General features: G+C 49.6%; 14 protein-coding genes. 10 read left to right on the top strand and 4 right to left on the bottom strand.

Going from position 1 to position 18,591, the window contains the following annotated elements:
• The first annotated feature begins 150 nt into the window (after positions 1–150).
• Positions 151–696 (top strand): REP-associated tyrosine transposase, encoded by a 546-nt coding sequence (locus tag AC4BAP_RS02770; RefSeq protein ID WP_490581083.1) that lies wholly within the window; start codon positions 151–153, stop codon positions 694–696.
• A gap of 188 nt (positions 697–884) precedes the next feature.
• On the opposite strand, the gene AC4BAP_RS02765 is transcribed toward AC4BAP_RS02770, so the two are convergent.
• Positions 885–1,352, bottom strand: coding sequence for a hypothetical protein (locus AC4BAP_RS02765; protein WP_490581082.1), 468 nt, complete (start codon positions 1,350–1,352; stop codon positions 885–887).
• A gap of 368 nt (positions 1,353–1,720) precedes the next feature.
• Between AC4BAP_RS02765 and mfd the strand changes: the two genes are divergently transcribed.
• The 6 genes from mfd to AC4BAP_RS02735 all read left to right on the top strand — a co-directional run bounded on the left by mfd (position 1,721) and on the right by AC4BAP_RS02735 (position 12,165).
• Positions 1,721–5,095, top strand: coding sequence for a transcription-repair coupling factor (mfd, locus tag AC4BAP_RS02760; protein WP_490581081.1), 3,375 nt, complete (start codon positions 1,721–1,723; stop codon positions 5,093–5,095).
• A gap of 182 nt (positions 5,096–5,277) precedes the next feature.
• On the top strand, positions 5,278–6,924 hold the full coding sequence (locus AC4BAP_RS02755; RefSeq protein ID WP_490581080.1) for a PAS domain-containing protein: 1,647 nt from the start codon (positions 5,278–5,280) through the stop codon (positions 6,922–6,924).
• A 91-nt stretch (positions 6,925–7,015) separates the two neighbouring features.
• A complete protein-coding gene (locus AC4BAP_RS02750) occupies positions 7,016–10,078 on the top strand; it encodes a PAS domain-containing protein (RefSeq protein ID WP_490581079.1) in 3,063 nt (1,020 codons plus the stop codon).
• 26 nt (positions 10,079–10,104) lie between these two features.
• A complete protein-coding gene (locus tag AC4BAP_RS02745) occupies positions 10,105–10,512 on the top strand; it encodes a response regulator (protein WP_490581078.1) in 408 nt (135 codons plus the stop codon).
• Positions 10,513–10,746: 234 nt separating this feature from the next.
• Positions 10,747–11,553 (top strand): hypothetical protein, encoded by an 807-nt coding sequence (locus tag AC4BAP_RS02740; protein WP_490581077.1) that lies wholly within the window; start codon positions 10,747–10,749, stop codon positions 11,551–11,553.
• A gap of 186 nt (positions 11,554–11,739) precedes the next feature.
• Complete coding sequence (locus AC4BAP_RS02735; RefSeq protein ID WP_490581076.1) at positions 11,740–12,165, top strand: hypothetical protein; 426 nt, start codon at positions 11,740–11,742, stop codon at positions 12,163–12,165.
• A 53-nt stretch (positions 12,166–12,218) separates the two neighbouring features.
• On the opposite strand, the gene AC4BAP_RS02730 is transcribed toward AC4BAP_RS02735, so the two are convergent.
• Positions 12,219–12,794 carry a hypothetical protein gene (locus tag AC4BAP_RS02730; protein WP_490581075.1) on the bottom strand — a complete coding sequence of 192 codons (576 nt, stop codon included), beginning with the start codon at positions 12,792–12,794 and terminating at the stop codon, positions 12,219–12,221.
• Between the two features lie 107 nt (positions 12,795–12,901).
• On the opposite strand from AC4BAP_RS02730, the gene AC4BAP_RS02725 reads away from it, so the two are divergent.
• From AC4BAP_RS02725 to AC4BAP_RS02715, 3 genes are all read left to right on the top strand, one after another.
• Entirely contained in the window at positions 12,902–13,489 is a 588-nt protein-coding gene (locus AC4BAP_RS02725) for a uracil-DNA glycosylase family protein (protein WP_490581074.1), read from the top strand.
• Between the two features lie 280 nt (positions 13,490–13,769).
• Complete coding sequence (locus tag AC4BAP_RS02720; protein WP_490581073.1) at positions 13,770–14,924, top strand: pyridoxal phosphate-dependent aminotransferase; 1,155 nt, start codon at positions 13,770–13,772, stop codon at positions 14,922–14,924.
• 140 nt (positions 14,925–15,064) lie between these two features.
• The gene (locus tag AC4BAP_RS02715) at positions 15,065–15,838 is read left to right on the top strand and encodes an amidohydrolase (RefSeq protein WP_490581072.1); all 774 of its coding nucleotides are present in this window, start codon (positions 15,065–15,067) and stop codon (positions 15,836–15,838) included.
• 150 nt (positions 15,839–15,988) lie between these two features.
• On the opposite strand, the gene AC4BAP_RS02710 is transcribed toward AC4BAP_RS02715, so the two are convergent.
• Positions 15,989–16,378: a hypothetical protein gene (locus AC4BAP_RS02710; protein WP_490581071.1), complete on the bottom strand. Its 390-nt coding sequence runs from the start codon at positions 16,376–16,378 to the stop codon at positions 15,989–15,991.
• Positions 16,378–18,588 carry a T9SS type A sorting domain-containing protein gene (locus tag AC4BAP_RS02705; RefSeq protein WP_490581070.1) on the bottom strand — a complete coding sequence of 737 codons (2,211 nt, stop codon included), beginning with the start codon at positions 18,586–18,588 and terminating at the stop codon, positions 16,378–16,380. Before AC4BAP_RS02705 ends, AC4BAP_RS02710 begins: the two co-directional genes overlap by 1 nt.
• Positions 18,589–18,591 lie beyond the last annotated feature (3 nt).

Below are 18,591 nucleotides of genomic sequence, written 5' to 3'. Positions count from 1 at the left end.
AATAAAGTAGCCTAACTGCCTCAATTCCTCCATTTGAGGCTTTTGAATAAAAAAGTTACACCTACTCCGCTCTTTCGTATTAGCTATCCGAAAACGAATACTACCAAGATTTGTAATCTATAATCCGTCACCAATCACGTATTCAGTTGCATGGGGTTAAAGAACAAGATTCATACTGGCTATTTATACTTCCTGACGCTAACGGTGGTTGATTGGGTTGATGTATTTACTCGCCCGGTGTACAGGCACATTCTCATAGAATCGCTAAAATACTGCCAACAGCACAAAGGACTGGAGTTGTATGCCTGGTGCCTGATGAGCAACCACTTGCATCTCATAGCCAGAGCAAAAGATGGGCATAACTTGTCAGATATACTTCGTGATTTTAAGAAGTTCTCCAGCAAAGCGATCATAAAGGCCATACAGGAAGAAAACGAAAGCCGCAAAGACTGGCTAATCAACCGTTTTGCTTTCGCAGCGGCCAATGATATCAAAACCAAGAATTTCAAATTCTGGCAGGATGGCAACGAAGCCAAAGAACTACATACCAACAGTTTGATTGAGCAGAAGCTGCATTATATTCACCAAAACCCTGTAGCAGCTGAGATTGTAGCCGAACCAGAACATCACCTATACAGTTCGGCACTGGACTACGCTGGTCAGCCTGGACTGCTAGATGTAATTTTACTGGAGTAGAGTCGGATGGAATAGACGTTGGCTTTTTCGGATTTGCAATCCGAAAACAAATACTATCAGGATTTGTAATCCGCTTTTATACTTTTAGTTGCTTTGCTATAGGTAATGTAGTGGTCGGGTTGCAAACCCTCGCAGAAGGTGCTTTCGGATTGCAAATCCGAAAGAGCCAGAATATCGCAGATTGTAAGCTAAGTCATATCTTTAATCTCAGACTTGAAATCCTGAGCTATCATGCTTAATTGCTTCAATGCTTGTTCCTTTTTTCTCTCTTGAACTACCAAAATTTTAGTACCATCACATAGGTTTAAATATCCAGCAAAACATATATATCTAGAAGTTATTTCAGCTACCTCGCCGTGAGTGATATGTGTATGTCTATTTTTATTAAGGTATAAAAACTCTACTCCTGGGTATGGTTCTTCTTTACCCAGTATCTTACCAGCAATGCAATATCCTTCACTATACACACCTTCATATAGTTTGAATTCAACACACTTGCGCACGATAAATGGCAGCAGACCCAGAACTGTAAACATTACACTTACAACAGGATAAGTTAACCCTACGTGCACTCCGCCTAACAACATTAGACAGGCACATATTTTTATAGCCAGTGATGGCCTTTCTGTTACATAGCGAAGCTTATTATTAGTCATGGTAAGAAAACTTTCAGATCTGTAACTTGAAGTTAATCTTTTACAAGATTATAATTCCATTTTTTTAACCCATAGTTATCTCTTCTCCCGCATCCTTCTGCTCCTCCATTCTGTTTTCTAAAGCCTGTATCTATGTAACCTACTTTCGCTCTTTCGGATTGCAAATCCGAAAGAGCGGCAAAGTATTCCCTAATCCCTCCAATCCTATAATCCTGCAAATCCTGATTCAGATAAAAAGCGCAACCTTCTCCCCTTTCATCCTGTTCTGATAAGACATTATCTTGTAGTATCTTTGTAATGAAGGAGTATCATATTTAACCCGCAGAAAATCCTGCGTCTTGTGTCTTGATACTTGTGTCTTATAACTAATGAAAGTAACTGACTTTTTAGAACTGTACCGCCTGGATGGCGTGGTGCAAACCATTGCCGAACGACTGAAAGCCAAGGAACCGCACCGCCTGCAACTGAAAGGTATGGCAGGTAGCCTGGACGCCGTGATGGCCTCGGCAGTTTATACATTGAATCCGCAGCACCAACTCTTTGTGATGCACGATAAAGAGGAGGCGGCCTACTTTTATACCGACCTGAAGAACCTACTCGGAGACGAGAAGGAGATCCTGCTGTTCCCGACATCCTACAAGCGGCCTTATAGTTTTGACGACACCGAGAACGCCAACATACTTATGAGGGCCGAGGTGCTGAACCGCCTTAACAGCAAAGCTGAGAAAGGCGAACTGATCGTGACCTACCCGGAGGCGCTGACGGAGAAGGTGATCAACAAAAAGTCGCTGGTGGAGAATACCTTGGGGGCTAAAGTAGGTGCCAAGCTGGACGTGAACTTCCTGAGCGAGATGCTGGCAGAGTATGGCTTTGAGCGCACTGAGTTTGTGTATGAGGCCGGTCAGTATGCTGTGCGTGGCGGTATCGTGGATGTTTTCTCTTATGCCAACGACCTGCCTTACCGCATCGAGTTGTTTGGCAATGAGATTGAAAGTATAAGAACCTTCGACCCCGACACGCAGCTAAGCGTGGAGACAAAAAAAGCTATCTCTATCATCCCGAACGTACAGACCAAGCTGCTGCAGGAAACACGCGAGGCGTTCCTGGACTTCCTGCCTAAAAACACCAACATCTGGTTTAAGGATGTGCGCCTGACGCTGGATGTGATTGAGGAGTATTTCGATAAGGCTTCGCATCGTTTCGAGAAGCTGATGGCTGGCAGCGGAGGTACCCAGATCGTATCAGACCCGGAGCAGCTGTTCCAGACGCAGAAGCAGTTCAAGAAGCTACTCGACAACTTTAATGTGGTGGAGATCGGCAAGCGCTTCCACTTTAAAACAGCCGAGGTTATCCAGCTGCAGGCCAAGCCGCAGCCATCATTCAACAAGGATTTTAACAGGCTGGTAAAAAACCTGCACGAGCAGCAGAATGCCAACTTCGTGAATGTAATTGCCACAGACTCGCCGCGCCAGATCAACCGCCTCACCACTATTTTCGATGAGCTGGACCACGACGTGCGATTCCAGCATTTGCCGGTTTCGCTGCGCGAGGGCTTCATCGACCAGACACTTAAAATAACCTGCTACACCGACCACCAGCTGTTCGACAGGTTCTACCAGCACAAGGCCAAGGAAGGGCATTCCAAAACCAAGGCCATGACGTTGAAAGAACTGCGTTCGCTGCAGCCCGGCGATTACATCACACACGTAGATTATGGCATCGGCCGTTTTGCCGGACTGGAGAAAGTAGAAGTGGGCGGCCGTTTGCAAGAGGCCATCCGACTAGTGTACCGCGACGACGATTTGCTGTATGTCAGCATTCACTCGCTGCACAAAATCAACAAGTATAGCGGCAAGGAAGGTGGTCCGCCAAGTATGAGTAAGCTAGGCTCACCGGAGTGGGAGAACAAGAAGAAGAAGGTTAAGAGTAAGGTTAAGGATATCGCCCACGAGCTTATCAGCTTATATGCCAAACGCAAGGCTGCCCCGGGTTATGCATACTCCAAAGACGGGTTTTTACAGGCGGAGCTTGAATCGTCGTTTATATATGAAGATACTCCGGACCAGGCAAAATCTACGGAAGATGTGAAGGCCGACATGGAGCAGCCGCACCCGATGGACCGCCTGGTGTGCGGCGACGTGGGATTCGGTAAAACCGAGGTAGCCATACGCGCTGCCTTTAAAGCGGCCTGCGATGGGAAGCAGGTAGCCATACTTGTGCCTACTACCATACTTGCCATGCAGCACTTCCGCACGTTCCGTGACAGGCTGGAACAGTTTCCGGTTACCGTAGACTATATCAACCGCTTTAAAACTGCCAAGGACACAAAGGAAACACTAAAGCGTGTAGCCGAAGGCAAGGTAGACATACTTATCGGTACGCACCGCATCGTGAGTAAGGACGTGAAGTTTAAAGACCTGGGCCTTTTGATCATAGATGAAGAACAGAAATTTGGGGTAAAGACCAAGGACAAACTGAAGGAGATGCGTGTGAACGTGGATACCCTTACGCTGACGGCCACGCCAATTCCGCGTACGCTACATTTCTCTTTGATGGGTGCCCGCGACCTGAGCGTAATTGCCACTCCCCCGCCAAACCGCCAACCGGTAAAAACAGAGCTGCATGTGTTTGATGAGGGGCTGATTCGTGATGCCGTGGTAAATGAGATGAAACGCGGCGGGCAGGTGTTCTTCGTGCATAACCGCATCAAGGATATTGAGGAGATGGCCGACATGATCCTGCGCCAGGTACCGGATGCCAAAGTAACCTACGCCCACGGCCAGATGGACCCTGAAACGCTGGAGAAACGCATGATGAAGTTCGTGAACGGCGAGTATGATGTGCTGGTATCCACTAACATTATCGAGTCGGGCCTGGATATTGAAAACGCCAACACCATCATCATCAACCGCGCGCACATGTTTGGTTTATCAGACCTGCACCAGATGCGGGGCCGCGTGGGTAGATCAAACAAAAAAGCCTATTGTTACCTGCTTACACCACCTGTGGCTGGCCTACCAAGCGATGCACGTAAGCGCCTCAGCACTCTGGAAGAATTCTCCGACCTGGGCGAGGGCTTCAAGATCGCCATGCGCGACCTGGATATACGTGGGGCCGGTAACTTGCTGGGCGGTGAGCAGAGCGGCTTTATCACAGACCTTGGTTTCGAGATGTACCACCAGGTACTCGACGATGCCATCAAAGAACTGAAAGAAACTGAGTTCAGGGAATTGTTCCTTGGCGATAACCTGGCAGAGTTTATAGAGCCGGTGCGCGACTGTAACATAGAAACGGACATGGAAGTGCTGATTCCGGAAAGTTACGTGAGCAATATTTCGGAGCGCCTGAACCTGTACAGCAAACTCGACAGCACCAAAGACCTGCAAGAGCTTGATAAGCTTACAGCAAGTATAATAGACCGTTTTGGTCCGATGCCGGAGCAGGTACAACAGCTTGTGGAGATTGTGAAGCTAAGGTGGCAGGCGCAGCAGCTTGGCTTCGAGAAGCTCACCATCAAGAAGGAAACCATGAAAGGCTACCTGCCAAGCGAGAACAACGACAAGTATTTCCAGTCCGATACGTTCGGCAACATACTAAAGTACGTGCAGCAGCACCCGCGCCGCTCACGGCTTAAAGAGGCCAAACAAAAACTTATCGTGATCGTGGAAGACATTCAAAGTATAGCCGACGCGAAAAACGTGTTTGAAGGATTCGGAGTACGTGAGATCGCTTCAGTAAGCTAGAGGCAATTTCATAAAAACCACAGAGGGCACATAAACCATGTGCCCTCTTCTTGTTTAAAAAGTATACCTGGCCTGTACAACTTGCAATGTTGTTAAAACTTTATTTTCACCTATTCCAGAATCATGTTGATTTTTTTTATTACTTTAACATAAACTAAGCAGCTCTTTAGGCTTTCCCAGGCATGCACCTACCAGAAAACACGATTGTATCAGATCATTTATTGGTTTTTCGAGCATTGCCCGGGCTTTATGTACTGCTTACCCCAGATCTTGCAATAGAAAGCATTACAGCGCAATACGCCGCCACCATAGGGGTCCAGGCAAAGGAGGTTGTCGGGAAAAGTATCTTCGAGCTGTTTCCTGAGAACGGTACGCAGCATTTTGAACTTGTAAAAACAGAACTGAGTGCTTCGCTAGGGCAAGTTGTTAGTTTGCACAGTACCCACACCATCCCTTTTTTACCTGTCAGCCTGCCTCTGGCGGCTGTTACAGACAGCACCACAAAAGAGTGTTACTGGAAAATAACCAACACTCCCATACTTGGCGATAACGGAGAGTTATTGCATATACTTCACCACACCGAAGACATCACCGAAACGCTCCGGCAGGAAGAACGCCATCATCAGAACGAGGAAAAACTGGCCATGCTTACCAACGCGCTGCACACTGTATCGTGGGAGTATGACATCATCAACGATATCCTTACTTGGGACAGCCGCCTTCAGCAGGTGTTTGGATACATGCCGGAGGAGATGGAGGTAAGCGGGGCTTCCTGGGACAAACTGGTACACCCCGACGACTTTCAGGAGGTGCAGCAAAGTATAGCCAGGGCCACCGCAACAGGGAAAAAACTCTGGACCGGTGAATACCGCATGCGTAAAGCCGACGGCACTTACGCGCACGTGCTTGATCAGGGGTACTTCTTGTATGACAAAAACAACAGGCCGCTCCGCACGTTCGGCACTATCATCGACCTGTCGCAGAATAAGCGCACCGAAGAGGAGCTGAAGGAAAGTGATGCCCGCTTCAGGCAGTTGCTGGAAAACTTACCACACATGGCCTGGACGGCAGATAACAAGGGCAAGGTGCTATACTTTAACGATAACTGGTACCAATACACTGGCATGCCTAAGGGGCAAACCGATGGCTGGGCCAGCTGCGTCCATCCCGATGATGCTGCCAATGTACTTACCGCCTGGCACGATGCTGTTTCATCAGGAAATCTGTATGAGATAGAATACCGCATTCGGGACCATATTACCGGTAACTACCGTTACTTTATGGAGCGCGGTGTACCCATGTTGGACCAGACGGGCCAGATAAAGCTTTGGGTTGGCACTTTCACCGACATCGACGACCAGAAACATAGCCTGGAAAGCATCCGCCTGAAAGACCGGCAACTGATGAATCTGCTGCAGCTTTCACCGGCACACCTGTGCCTGCTGGAAGGCCCTGACCATGTTTGCCGCTATGTATCGCCGGGAATATACCGGATGTATGGCAACCGCACCTACACCGGCTTGCCAGCAGAAAAGATCTGGCCAGAGTTCGGGCATCTGGGCCTGCTCTCCATACTTAACCACGTCTACAACCAGGGCGAGACAATACTGCGCAGCGAAATAAGCCTGATGTACGATCGTTTTCAGAATGGTCAGCCCCAGGAAACATACTTTAACTTTAAGTACCAGCCTGTTTTCAGCGACCATGGACAGGTAGAGGGCGTGTTGCTCTCAGCAGTAGAGGTAACAGAACTTGTACAAGCCAAATGCAAAGCCGAGTTAACGACGAAAGAACTCGAGCAGAAACTAAACCAGGGTAAACAGCAATAAATACAAATAAATTTACCCCTTACAGATAACCTTTGGCTGTTTAATCAGTTACACGCCATATCAACTATTGCAAGTCCGTTTAAGACATACTATGAAGGAGAATGCTGATTTAATATCCGCGCTGGACTTTGAGACCCTTTTTAATTCGTTACCAGGCTTATACCTTGTCTTGTCGCCAGACTTGCGCATATTGGCGGCCAACAACGCCTACCTCAAGGCCACACACCTTGACAGCACCGCGATAAACAAACCCCTGTCCGACGCGCTGCCTGATCTTTTTCAGAAAAACGGCAATGGCGAAGTGGCTCAGATGCACGCTTCTCTGGAGCACGTGCTTGAAAGCAAAAAAGAGCATACGTTGCCAGCACTCAAAGTAAGGCTAAGGCACCCGGATGGCTTAACTGAGGAACGCTACTGGGATGTGCACAACAAGCCGATGATATGTACCGCAAGCGGGGAAGTAACGCATATTGTGCAGGAGGCGCTTGATGTAACGGAGCAAACAAAAGCCGAGCAAAAGGTAAGTGCGGCTCAGGCAGCTTATAAGGAGATGAATGAGCGTTTTGCACTCATCGCCAAAGCTACCAGCGACGTGATCTGGGACTGGGACTTACTTACAAACCTGGTCTGGTGGAATGAAGGATTTAAAACCCTGTTCAGCTACCCGCTTGAAGAATTAGAGCCTGACGCAAGCTCCTGGACCAACAGGATACACCCGGAAGACCTGGACAGAGTTACCCACTCTATACATGATGCCATTGACACGTGCAGCAGTAAATGGAACGACACGTACAGGTTCAGATGCGCTGATGGCACTTACAAAGTAATTTACGACCAGGGCTACATTATTGCAAACGAACAAGGGCAGGCAGTAAGGATGCTTGGCGCCATGCAGGATGTTACCGAAAAGGTGGAGATAGAACAACAGCTTAAAAAGCAGTCGGAGCACATCTATAACGTACTAAACTCGCTGCCCCTGATGATCTGGACTGCAAGCCCGGATGGTGCCGCCAGCTTTTACAGCCAGCAATGGTACGATTTCACGGGCTCTAACTTTGAGGAGATGAAAGCATGGGGATGGGATAAGTTTATACATCCTGATGATTTTGAAAACTCAAAGGAGAAATGGTTGGAAGCAGTAAACAGCGGCAAACCGCTGATGCTGGAAAACCGGTTCAGATCCAGGGACGGGGCGTATCGCTGGTTTTTGTCACGCGCTCTGCCTATCCGGAATTCTGAAAATGAGATAACGCTATGGGTAGGCTCCAACACTGACATAGAGGCTCAGAAACAAATGCTGACGGCCTTAGAAAACAGCAATGAGCGTTTTAAAATGCTGGCTGAGTCTATACCGCATATAGTTTGGAGCGGAAAGCCCGATGGTTATGTAGACTACTTTAACCAGCAATGGTATAACTACACTAAATTATCTGAGGCAGAAACGTTGGGCTTAGGCTGGGCCCCTGCCCTGCACCCCGACGACCGGGAGCCTACCACAAACGACTGGCTCAGCTCCATTCGCACCGGCAAAATGTATGAACGCGAACTGCGCCTGCGCGACGTAAATACCGAAGATTACCGCTGGTTTCTGGCCAGGGCCCTGCCTATACGCGATGCCGGGGGCAATATTGTTACCTGGTATGGCACCGCCACCGATATCCACGACCAGAAAATGCTGCGTGAGCAGGTGGAGGCATCAGAGAAAAAATTCCGTTTCCTTACCGAGTCTATACCACAAATGGTATGGAGTGCAAACCCAGACGGCTACATAGACTATACCAACCACCGCTGGTACGAGTACACCAAAATGGACGAAAGCTCGCTGGGCTTTGGCTGGGCGCCAGCAATACACCCCGATGAGTTGGACAGCCTTATGGCCACCTGGATGAACTGCGTTGCCACCGGCGAAAAACTTGAGTTCCAGGTGCGTTTTCAGGATACGGTTGCCAAAACATACCGCTGGTTTTTGCTGCGCGCCGAACCCATGCACAACGAGGCAGGTCAGATCGTGAAGTGGTTTGGCACTGCAACCGACATACACGACCAGGTATTGCTGCGCGAACAGCTACAGGAGTCAGAAAAGCAGTTCCGATTTCTGGCAGAGTCTATTCCGCAGATGATCTGGACCACACGCCCTGACGGCTACCACGATTATTTTAACCAGCGCTGGATGAACTACACAGGCCTTACCCTGGAGGAAAGTATGGGTATGGTTTGGATAGACATGCTGCACCCCGACGACCGCCAGCGCTCCATCGACAGGTGGCAATACTCGCTCCGTACCGGCGATTACTACGAAGTGGAGTATCGGCTTAAAAACGGGCATGACGGATCCTACCGCTGGTTCCTGGGCCAGGCTATGCCTATGCGCGATGAGCACGGCAACGTAGTGAAGTGGTTTGGCACCTGCACCGACATAGAAGACCATAAAAGAGCAGAGGAAGAACTGATAGAGAAGAACCTGGAACTTGAACGGATAAACCAGGACCTGGACAGCTTTGTGTATACTGCCTCTCACGATCTGAAACTGCCCATCATAAACCTTGGCGGCGTTTTCGATGAGCTGATGCGCGAAGCCACTTTTAAAGACCCCGAGGCTCCGCTGCTGATAGAGATGTTCAACAAGTCGCTGAAGCAGCTCCAGAACACTATACAAGACCTGTCGGATGTGGTAAATGTGCAGAAGATCAAAAAGCGCGACCTGGAACTTACCAACCTCGACGAGGTAATGCAGGACGTCCTGGTCAGCCTTCAGCATCCGGTACAAACCTCCGGGGCCATTATCAAAACCGATTTTAGTGCAGCCCCGGCCTTGCACTTCACCCGATCAGGCCTGAAAAGTATACTTTTCAACCTCATAAGCAACGCGATCAAGTATAAAGCGCAGAATCGGGTTCCTGAAATTACCCTTCGCACCAAAATAAAGGATAACTTTGTAGAGTTACGCATCGCCGATAACGGCATGGGCCTGGATCTGGGGCGGCACGAGAAAAAGCTGTTTCAGATGTTCAGGCGGTTCCATAGCCATGTGGGAGGCTCGGGCCTGGGTTTATACATTGTAAACAGGCTGCTTGCAAACCACGGCGGTTACATAAACATAGAGAGTGAAGTAGACAAGGGCACAACGTTCTATTTATACTTTAAGCAAAGCTAAAACTGTATTATTAAGTAAGCAATTATATGAAATCAGTAGATACCATTCTGCTCGTAGACGACGATGACACTACAAATTACCTGAATCACAGGCTACTGACGCGTGTAAAAGCAGCAGAAGACATACGGGTGGTAACAAACGGAGAAGAAGCCCTGGAATATCTTCGGAAGGCATTCGCTGATGAGCCGGACTACCCAAGGCCAGACCTGATTTTGGTGGACATCAAAATGTCTGTGATGGATGGCTTTGAGTTTCTGGAAGAGTACCAGAAGCTGAGCGAAAACGATAAAAACCGCACCGTACTGCTGATGCTAACCTCGTCGGCCAGTTTTTACGACCTGGAAAAGCTAAAGAAGTTTCCGGATGTGCGCCAGCATTACTCCAAACCGCTTACAGAAGGCGATGTGCGGGAGATCATGAATGAATACTTTTAGCGGATAAGCCTACAATCATACTTTAGAAGCAGCACCTCCTGGTGCTGCTTTTTTTTGTGCCTGCCGCTGTGGCATTTGCTTAAACTTCACTCCATATTAAGCTATCCGTTAGCTGTGCATCCATGTTTTGCATTGCAGCTGATACTAACAATAGCCATGGCAACACCGTACATGTATAGACCCCGCATACTGTGGGTTTAACACAAGTAACATCTTAGTAATCAAAATAAAACAATGGCAAACGAAACAAACTATGGCGACCATGGCGCTGAAAACTGGCGCATGGGTCGTAAACCATACGATCAAGACAAGCCACAGCAACGCTACAGCTACCGTGGTAGCGGCGAAGACAACACCAGAAAGTGGAACGAGGGGAATTACTTCCATACCGGGCCCAGCCCACGCGGGGCCCAGGACTCGACGGAGAAACGCTATGGCGAAAACTACCACCACGACCGCAACAGAACATACGCCCAAGAACGCAATGCCCACCTGGCCGACCACTATGGTAGTAGAGCCAACAGCGCTTACCGGAACGAGCGCGACTACGTAGACCATGGCCAGGGCTACCAGCACAGCGACATGCACAACATCCGCAGGCCGCACTCATCCGGTGGCTCTTTGCAGGGTAACACATCTGATGTAAAAGGGTACCCAAATGACAGGTGGCGCGACAGCCCAGACAGCCGCAGCCGCTACAAAGAAACCGATTTCAGGTATGGCAGCGGCTCGCACAACTGGTACCGCGAAGGCCGTTACACACCGGACCAAGAGCCCAGAAAAGACCGCAGTTTCCTGAACCGTGTAAAAGACACCTGGCACGACATCTGGCACTCCGATGAGCCGGGTTACAGGCCACGGGTAAGTTTTGAAGACGCAGCCGACCGTGTAGACTCGCATAAGCGCTATGGCTCAGAGCCTTACCGCGACCGCCATTTTAACAGAGGCTACGAAGGCGGCCCACGCTGGGCAGATGAAACCGACTCCGGATCGGATAATTATTACGATGACATAGATCGCAGAGAACGTTATCGAAGATAAGCCGTATAAAGACCAGATTAGGTAGATTTGGTAGTAGATTAGTTTTAGTTAGTGAATAATGAAGCCGGCCCAAACGCCGGCTTCATTATTTTTGAGCCTGCTGCACCACACACCCGAACCCACTGACTATCAATGCGTAAGTTTAACTAAACACAAGTATGATTTTCATCACCTAAGCCATAAACCATGTATCACGAAGAGAACGAACACAGACACCCACGCCACAGAGAAGAGCATTACAGACATTACCGTGACATGCGCCGTCAACACCGCCCTGAGTATTTTCAGGACTTCGGGAACCGCTGGGGAGAGCCGGAGCCACTCATTCACCTGAACCACCAGGACCGCCACCAGTACGAGAGAGAACGCCAATGGGACCAGCATTACTATCAGCAACAGCAACAGGAGGACTGGCATGACCCAAGGCATAACCAATATGAAAGGCACCAGGAAGAACCGATATGGAGGCAGCGCGACGTATACTTCCATAAGAGCAACCAGCGCGTGGAGGACAGATGGCACGAGGACCCACTGATGCCACACCCGCACCAGCGCCGCCGCACAAGGCCTGACTCGTGGGATGAGGACTGGGGCGAACGCCGCCACGGATAAATGAACTGAATGCAAGGGCCGGGGTTGAAAGCTTCGGCCTTTGTTGCGTTATGTTAGAAGCGCCTCCTAAAACCTGCTCCCACCGAGATCAGTTCCGGCAGTCCGGGCACCAGGCTGACAGACAGATCGGTATTTGGTTTAATGCTGTAATTGTACTCCAGCTCACCGGCATACCAGTAAAATTTATACTGCCACGTACCGTTGCGATTAAAGTACCCATCATCCTGGTAGCCGTCTATGCTGTTCCAATCCTGACGGTATACCAGCGTTGGCCCAACGCCGCCATTCAGAGAGTGGTTGTTTTTCCGGAAGATGAGGGCACGAAAACCCAGGTGCGAGAAACCGGCCAGTTTGCCTGCGCAGTCGGCATACAACCCCTGCTGCACCTTTACACTGAGCTTATCTTGGACTATAAAACGGTCGTAGCCGGCAATGGCACCATAGTTAAAGGTAAGGTAGCCTTTTTCATCCAGGCGGTTCGGGAATATTTCCGGGTAGGGGCTCTCCTTGAGGTGAAGCGATAGCCCGAAGAACTTAAGCGAGAAAGCATTCCTGGTGAAGCCCTGTCCCAGCAACTGCTGTGGAAGCAGCAAAAGTATAAACAGCCAAAGCCTCCCCTTAACCTGCATAGTTTCTATACTTTCTTGATCGCCTTTGTGGTTACCCTTGCCTGGGCTTACGGTTATACGTAGCCTGGCAAGTATAATTTTGTAACTTAGTGTGTTAGTGATATACTATGAACGAGCTGGAAAGTTTACTGCGGCAAGTCCGTTCCTGCCGCATATGCGAGGCGCATTTGCCTTTGGGGCCAAAGCCCGTGCTGGCGGCCAGCACTACGGCAAAACTATTGATAGTTGGCCAGGCCCCCGGCACCAAAGTGCACGAGAGCGGCATCCCCTGGAACGATCAGAGTGGCAAACGCCTGCGCCAGTGGCTGGATATGGACGCGGATCTGTTCTATGACAGCTCACAGGTAGCAATTATACCAATGGGCTTTTGCTACCCGGGCAAGGGCAAAAGCGGCGACCTGCCCCCACGCCCCGAGTGCGCACAGCACTGGCACCAGCAACTACTCTCTCTGTTACCTAACATTCAGCTAACCTTACTGGTGGGAAAGTATGCACAGGATTATTTTCTGGGTAAAGCCGCAAAAGCCAACTTAACTGAAACCGTAGCCAACTGGCACGAGTACCTGCCATACTACATGCCTATGCCCCACCCATCACCTTTAAACCACTTCTGGCTGCGCCGCAACCCCTGGTTCGAATCCGATGCGGTGCCGGCCCTGCAAACATTGATAAAAGATTTGTTCCCCAACAGGTAATTCTACTATTTTAGAGATAGAAAAGAGTAAGTAAGTGGAGTGAAATGGAGTATAAGCAATTAATTATCTAAAGTTGCGATTAACCCACCCCTAACCCCTCCGAGGAGGGGAATTTTGCTCGTGCATGTAATTCCCCTCTTGAGAGGGGTGAAGGGGTGTGTTTACACCTGCCTGGTTTATCATATATCGCAACTTGAGTTAATTACTTTAACAGCTTCAGTCCGAAGTCTTTTGTCCTGTGGCCTGTGTCTTTTGTCTACCATCTTTTGTATAACACCTTATGTCTATAACAAACTACCCAAGCAGCAAACTACCCGATGTAGGCACCAGTATTTTCTCGGTGATGTCGGGACTGGCTAATGAGCACAAGGCCATTAACCTGTCGCAGGGCTTCCCGGACTTTAACTGCCCTGAGCCTTTAATGCAGCTGGTTACCAAGTATATGCACGAAGGTTTTAACCAGTATGCCCCTATGCCGGGCATGCCCCAACTGCGCAACAAGATCAGCATCAAAACAGAGAAAGTATACGGCCACCGCCCTAACCCCGACATAGAGATAACGGTTACATCGGGTGCCACCGAAGCCCTGTTTGCCGCTATTACCGCTGTGGTAAAACCCGGTGATGAGGTAATTGTGCTGGAGCCTTGCTACGACTCGTATGTGCCGGCAATAAGACTGTGCGGTGGCGTGCCTGTGTTCGTTTCGTTGGCGCTGCCGGATTTCAGCGTGGACTGGGACCTGGTAAAGAAACGCATCTCGTCACGCACCCGCCTGATCATCATCAACACACCGCATAACCCAACCGGTGCCGTAATGACGAAGCAAGACCTGGACACACTGGCAAGTATAACCGATGGTACCGACATACTGGTGATAAGCGATGAAGTATACGAGCACATGGTTTTTGACGGGCAGCAACATTACAGTGCCCTGCAGCACCCAGCCTTGCGTGAGCGCAGCTTTGTGATCTCCTCGTTTGGCAAAACCTACCACACTACCGGCTGGAAGATAGGCTATGCCGTAGCCCCTGCCCCACTAACGGCAGAGCTGCGCAAAATGCACCAGTTCATCACATTCAGCTCTGTTACACCCCTGCAGCTGGCCATCGCCGATTTCATGGACAACGAAGCGCACTACCTGCAACTGCCAGACTTTTACCAGGCCAAGCGCGACTTTTTCTGTGAGCAGTTACGCAACAGCCGCTTCGAGTTTATACCTGCCGCTGGCACTTACTTTCAGTTGGCAAAGTATAGCAGCATCTCTGATGAGCACGACCTCGATTTCGCCAAACGCCTGACTCGTGAGATCGGTGTAGCCGCCATCCCGGTATCAGCGTTCTACCACGACAAAACCGATAACAAATACCTGCGCTTCTGCTTTGCCAAAGGTGAGGAAACCCTGAGAGCAGCCGGCGAGAAGCTAGCGAGCATTTAATTGCTGATTGCTGATCACAGATTAAGGGGATTTAAGGGATCTAATTGATTATCATCAGTAAAAATCATTAACTCCAATAGCAAATAACTAACATCAAAAACACCATTCCAATAACGAACAACGAATAACCAATAACGACCATGAATCTGCGCATAACCATTGTACAAACCGAATTGCACTGGCAGGATGCTGAGGCTAACCGAAGAATGTTCTCGGAAAAGCTTGGCGCTGCTGCCCCCGCCACAGACCTGATCGTGCTGCCGGAGATGTTTACCACGGGGTTTAGCATGAACGCAGACGGTTTGGCCGAGGAAGCAGAAGGACCTTCCCTAACCTGGATGCAGCAGGAAGCCCTAAAGTATAAAGCAGTGGTTACGGGCAGTGTGATGGTGAAAGAAGGTGAGGTATACTTTAACCGTCTGTACTGGGTACGGCCAGATGGCACTTACGCGAAGTATGATAAAAAGCACCTGTTCCGGATGGCAAAGGAACACCACACTTATACTTCAGGCCAAGAGCGTTTAATTGTAGAACTGAACGGCTGGAAAGTATGCCCTTTGGTTTGCTACGACTTGCGTTTTCCGGTATGGAGCCGCAACACCAACAATGCCTACGACCTGCTGCTATATGTGGCTAACTGGCCCAAAGTACGCAGCCAGCCCTGGCGCACATTGCTGCAGGCCCGCGCCATCGAGAACCTGGCCTATGTGGTAGGCGTGAACAGGGTGGGCACCGACGGCAACAACCACCCCCACTCCGGCGACTCGGCTATTATACATCCCAAAGGTTACCACTTACTGGAGACAAGCGAGGTGGAAGGCATTCATACCATTACCCTAAATAAACAGGAACTGGAGGATTTCCGGGAGGCTTTTCCGGCGCACCTGGATGCGGATGCGTTTGAGTTGCTGTAGAGACGCAACATTTTGCGTCTCCTGCTGCGGACAAGAATAGACTTTAGCATAGACACTCACAGGTCTTAAAGACGCTGTGAGGTCTTCTAACTATCTGCCGCGGGTATCCAACCCGTGCCGCATTGTGGGTGTGAGTCTCCAGACTCACTTTCAAGGCACTGAAAAAAACAACTTCGCCTCCGGCACTACCTCATCCTCTTCTACAACTTTATACGTTATACTTTCCCTTGCCCCAAACATGCGCTGCAGCCTGGCGTGGGCTCCTTGCAGCAACACCAGTCGGTTTGGTTTTTCCAAGAATAGCTCTTCCAGCAGCGGCATTATCCCTGTTAAGTCATTTATACTTTCATCTGCTTTGACACATACTATAGCCTGCTCTGCCTCTATCAGCAGTTTTAGGGCATAGTGCTGCACCAACTCCCCCGACTTTGCATCCAGGTCAAGTATGGCCAGGTTTGGCAAAACAGCTTTTACCTGATCCAGCAATGGCAAACTATAGGTAGCAGCTGGGGTTAACGCAACATAGATAAAAGCCTGCATCACTGCACCAGAAGTTTAGCGGAAGTATGGCTTCCGGTTTTTGTTGTTGCCCGGATCATGTAAACGCCTGCTTTCAGGTTGCGCAAAGGCAGCAGGTGATTTTTGCTGTATACCTTGTTGCCCTGGTATACTTTGCGGCCAACGGCATCATACACCTGTAGTATAACCGGCTCAGAGGCTTTTACCCTTACCGCATCGCGTTGGGTCTTGTCTGTTGGGTTAGGGTATACTTCAAGGGTTAAGCTAGTGTGGGGTTCTTTAACGGCCATGTTGCCTGAGGTTTGCTCCAGCAAGTATAAACCTCCGCCTTGTGTGCCTATTGCCAGGTAAAATTTGTTATCGCCGCCCAAGGGTGCCAGCGTTATACTTAAGCCTTTTCCGAAGTGGGTAGCCTGCAGTTGCTGCGTCAGTTCGTTCTCCAGTACCTGCGTTTCTTCTGTAAAAGTCGCTGCCAGGTTTTTGGTGATGTCGCGGTAAATCCTGAGGGTTCCGCTGTCGTCTGTTGTCAGTAGATCCGGCTTATCATCTCCATCTATGTCTGCTACTACCGGGTAAGGTGACCTGCGAGAAAGGTTAAAACCGATGCCTCCGAAGCTGTTGTTCTCCAAAGTATAAACCGGATTTGTAGCCGAACCTGTGTTTCGGTAAAAGGCCATACTTCCATCTTTCATGCCTACCAGTAAATCCAGGTCGCCATCAGCATCCAGGTCGGCCAGGGTGGGGTTGGCACCATCAGGTATACTTTGCAGCAGTTTTACATCGGTAAAATTGTAGCCGCTTCCGGCTTTGCCTAAGATGTAACCGATACGGTTGGTACCGGCTTTTTGCTCTTTATAGGTCAGGATAAGATCCAGCAGGTTATCCCCGTTCACATCAGCAAAGGCAGGCTTCAGGGCAAACAGCTGTCTGTTTTTAAGGTTCAGGTAATCATCCGTTACCAGTTCAAAAGCAGGTGCAGTTGTGCTGCCAGTATTTCGGTAAAAACTGATGGAGGCGCTGTATACATTATTTCGGTAAGAGGCATAGTTGCCCACCAGCATGTCCAGGTCACCGTCACCGTCCAGGTCGGCAAAGGCCGGGAAAGCGCCCTCCCCCACATCTATCATCTGCCCCTGCAGAAAGTCATTCTGGATAAAGTTGAAAACCGGTTTATTGGCAGCGCCTGTGTTTTTGTAAAGCAATGTGGAGGTCTGAAAATCCATGTTCCAGATATCGTCTGTTACCTGAGGGGTTACCAGCATATCCGGCACACCGTCAAAAGTAACATCCTCGTAAAAAGCCGCCGGAAACTTGGCAAGGGCAACAGGCTTGGCTGCCGGGAAAATAGGCGTAAAACCCGTCATTATGGCATTGCCCTTGTTCCCTTTATTTTCCATAAATACCAGGTTGTCGCACTGCACGGCTCCCATTATCAGCTCTTTGTCGCCATCGGCGTCCATATCCAGCAGCAGCAGCGAAGACCCGTTATGCCCCGAGTGCATGGGGCCGGCTACACGGCAATAGGCACTAAACACATAATTGTTACAGCCATCACATTCCGAAATACGCCCCCACCAATCGGTTTGCTGCACATATTGCATCGTGCCACACGCCAGACCCAGTTCTTTCTGCACATTAAGGTAAAGCTCCAGCGTTTTGCCCATCGAGAACTCGGCGATCAGTATGTCCAGGTCGCCATCGCCGTCTATGTCGGTAATGGCTGGCACATCGGCACCGGTCATCTGCATGTTAACGCGGTTGCTGTTATAGTATAGAGCACTTTCTGAGAGGGTGAACTTTAGCCTTCCGTTTGCCGCCGGCTCCTGTTTAAATACCCGGATACCTAGTGGCGTACTTGTAAAAATATCCTTCAGTCCATCGCAGTTATAATCGCGCAGCAACACCCAGTTCTCCAGGTCTGCTGGGAAAAAAGCCTCATACTCCGGCGCATATTTATACTTCCATTTGCCGCTTTGCTGCACTGCCAGCCAGGTGTATACTTTTTTTAGCTGGCGGTCGAAGATAAACAGGTCTTCCTGCCCGTCCTTGTTCAGGTCTATGATAGAGAACTGCGGTGTGTTCAGGCCTCCGCTCCAGGGGTCAGGCAGCTGAACTCCAGCAACTGTAACGGGAACATCCTGCCTTAACTTAAACTGCAAGGGCTCCCTTTCCTGGGCCATACTTTGGATAGCGGCTGAAAGTATAAACAGAAGGGTGTAAAGGTTTTTCATGGT

It is taken from the genome of Pontibacter sp. GD7, from assembly GCF_058216375.1.
Note: the sequence above shows the minus strand (reverse complement) of the source record. Positions and strands in the feature narration are given on the sequence as shown.

What these genes read in the sequence shown, in the direction of transcription:
- AC4BAP_RS02735 (WP_490581076.1), top strand. Translation starts at nt 11,740, where the DNA reads ATGTATCACGAAGAGAACGAACACAGACACCCACGCCACAGAGAAGAG.
- AC4BAP_RS02730 (WP_490581075.1), bottom strand. Translation starts at nt 12,794, where the DNA reads ATGCAGGTTAAGGGGAGGCTTTGGCTGTTTATACTTTTGCTGCTTCCA.
- mfd (WP_490581081.1), top strand. Translation starts at nt 1,721, where the DNA reads ATGAAAGTAACTGACTTTTTAGAACTGTACCGCCTGGATGGCGTGGTG.
- AC4BAP_RS02725 (WP_490581074.1), top strand. Translation starts at nt 12,902, where the DNA reads ATGAACGAGCTGGAAAGTTTACTGCGGCAAGTCCGTTCCTGCCGCATA.
- AC4BAP_RS02745 (WP_490581078.1), top strand. Translation starts at nt 10,105, where the DNA reads ATGAAATCAGTAGATACCATTCTGCTCGTAGACGACGATGACACTACA.
- AC4BAP_RS02755 (WP_490581080.1), top strand. Translation starts at nt 5,278, where the DNA reads ATGCACCTACCAGAAAACACGATTGTATCAGATCATTTATTGGTTTTT.
- AC4BAP_RS02765 (WP_490581082.1), bottom strand. Translation starts at nt 1,352, where the DNA reads ATGACTAATAATAAGCTTCGCTATGTAACAGAAAGGCCATCACTGGCT.
- AC4BAP_RS02715 (WP_490581072.1), top strand. Translation starts at nt 15,065, where the DNA reads ATGAATCTGCGCATAACCATTGTACAAACCGAATTGCACTGGCAGGAT.
- AC4BAP_RS02750 (WP_490581079.1), top strand. Translation starts at nt 7,016, where the DNA reads ATGAAGGAGAATGCTGATTTAATATCCGCGCTGGACTTTGAGACCCTT.
- AC4BAP_RS02705 (WP_490581070.1), bottom strand. Translation starts at nt 18,588, where the DNA reads ATGAAAAACCTTTACACCCTTCTGTTTATACTTTCAGCCGCTATCCAA.
- AC4BAP_RS02720 (WP_490581073.1), top strand. Translation starts at nt 13,770, where the DNA reads ATGTCTATAACAAACTACCCAAGCAGCAAACTACCCGATGTAGGCACC.
- AC4BAP_RS02710 (WP_490581071.1), bottom strand. Translation starts at nt 16,378, where the DNA reads ATGCAGGCTTTTATCTATGTTGCGTTAACCCCAGCTGCTACCTATAGT.
- AC4BAP_RS02770 (WP_490581083.1), top strand. Translation starts at nt 151, where the DNA reads ATGGGGTTAAAGAACAAGATTCATACTGGCTATTTATACTTCCTGACG.
- AC4BAP_RS02740 (WP_490581077.1), top strand. Translation starts at nt 10,747, where the DNA reads ATGGCAAACGAAACAAACTATGGCGACCATGGCGCTGAAAACTGGCGC.